We start from the raw sequence: 2,144 nt of genomic DNA, 5'->3' as shown, positions 1-2,144 counted from the left end.
CGCTGGAGCACGTCGCCCCGCAGCCACTGGCGCTGCCAGGCGGCGAAGTCGGCGTACTGGATGGACAGCGGAGGCAGCGGCGAGGGCAGGCCGGCGAGGCGAGCGCGGTACTCGGCGGACAGCTCACGGTAGAGCACGCCCAGAGACCAGCCGTCGGAGATGATGTGGTGCAGGTTGAGCAGCAGCACGTACCGCGCCTCACCGGTCTTCAGCAGCAGCGCGCGGAACAGCGGGCCCCGGGCCAGGTCGAATGCGCACCGGGTCATCTCCTGCAACAGCTCCCGCGCCGCTTCCTCGGAGTCCGCCGAGGCCCGCTCCAGACGGACATCCGGCTCCGGGAAGACGTGCTGCGCGGGGACACCTTCACCTGGGAAGCAGGTGCGCAGGGACTCGTGACGCGAGACCAGCGCCTGGAGGCTGGCCTCCAGGGCCTCCTCGTCCAGCGGCCCTTCCAGCCGGATGGCCATGGGCATGTTGTAGACGGCGTGGTCGTCATGGAGCCGGCTGAGGAACCACAGCCGCTCCTGCGCGAACGACAGGGGCAGCGGGCCGTCCCTCCGAAGGGCGGGGATTGCGGAGGGTCCAGATGGCGCGATGGCGTTGAGGCGCTGTTCCACCGCGTGGGCCAGACCTTCGATGGTCGGCGCCTCGAAGAGCGTGCGTACCGACAGCGGTACGCCGAACGTTTCCTGGATGCGAGACACCACCTGGGTGGCCAGGAGCGAATGGCCACCCAGCTCGAAGAAGCTGGCGCGAGGATCGGGCGCCGACACCTGGAGCACGGCGCACCAGATGGCGGCAACTTCCTGCTCCACGGCCGTCAACTGTCGCGGCGGGAGACCGCCGTCGGTGGCAGGGGCGACGTCTCGCGGAGCCGGCAGCGCCTTGCGGTCGAGCTTTCCGTTGGCGGAGAGGGGCAGCGCGTCGAGGAGGACGAAGGAGGAAGGCACCATGTGTCCGGGAAGCAGTGACACCAGGTGCTCGCGGAGGGACGCGGCGGAGGAGTCCGCGGCGACGTAGGCGACCAGGCGCTTGTCACCGGGGATGTCCTCGCGAACGAGGACGAGGGCCTGACGGACGGAGGGGTGCTGGAGAAGTGCGGACTCGACTTCGCCCAGCTCGATGCGGAAGCCGCGCAGCTTGACCTGGTTGTCGCGGCGGCCGACGAAGTCGAGGGTCCCGTCGTGGCGTCTGCGCACCAGGTCACCGGTGCGGTAGAGGCGTGCGCCCGGTGAGGAGGAGAAGGGATGGGGGATGAAGCACTCCGCGGTGAGCTCGGGCTTGTCCCAGTAGCCCCAGGCCAGACCGTCGCCACCGACGAAGAGTTCTCCGGTGACGCCGGTAGGCACGGGCTGAAGCGCGGCGTCGAGCACGTAGGCGGTGTTGTTGGAGACTGGCCGCCCGATGGGGATGGAGAGCGCACCCGGCTCGACGTGGTTCATCCGGTGGGTGGTGCTGAGGGTGGTGTTCTCCGTGGGGCCGTAGGCGTTCACCAGCGCTTCGGGGGCTCCGTGTGAGAGCACGGCCTTGACGCAGGCGACGTCGATGACCTCCCCACCGACGAGCATCCACCGCAGCCCCTGGAATGCATCGGGACGCGTGCGGGCCGTGAGATTGAAGAGGGCGGTCGGAATGAGCATCCCGGTGATGCGCTCCTCCCGCAGCCTGCGAGCGAGGACCGCGGGCTCGAGGACCTCGTCCTTGTCGAAGATGACGAGCGCGGCGCCGTTGAGCAGCGCGCTCCACACCTCGAAGGTGGAGGCATCGAAGGAGATGGTGGAGAGTTGCGCCACGCGGTTCTCGGGGCCCAGGGGCAGGTAGTCAGCACCGAGGACCAGCCGGCTGACGCCCCGGTGCGGGATGCACACGCCCTTGGGGTGGCCCGTCGAACCCGACGTGTAGATGATGTGCGCCAGGTCATCGGCGGTGCTGTCACACGGGAGTGGAGCTGGGCTGCTTTGCTCCAGTTCAGGCGATAGCTCATCCAGGCGGAGCTGGGGCCATTCCCCCTGGGGAACGCGTTGGGAAGGAGCGCTCCCCGTGATGAGGGCGGCGAGCCGGGCATCGCGAGCCATGAAGGAGAGGCGTTCGGCGGGATAGTCCGGGTCGAGAGGGACGTAGGCACCACCGGCCTTGAGGATGGC

1 protein-coding gene is annotated in these 2,144 nt (G+C 69.1%); it reads right to left on the bottom strand.

The window, feature by feature from the left end:
• The coding region (locus K8638_RS44070; protein ID WP_223760792.1) for a non-ribosomal peptide synthetase at positions 1-2,144 on the bottom strand (2,144 nt) is incomplete at both ends.

This window comes from Myxococcus sp. RHSTA-1-4, assembly GCF_020037125.1.
GTDB lineage: Bacteria > Myxococcota > Myxococcia > Myxococcales > Myxococcaceae > Myxococcus.
Note: the sequence above shows the minus strand (reverse complement) of the source record. Positions and strands in the feature narration are given on the sequence as shown.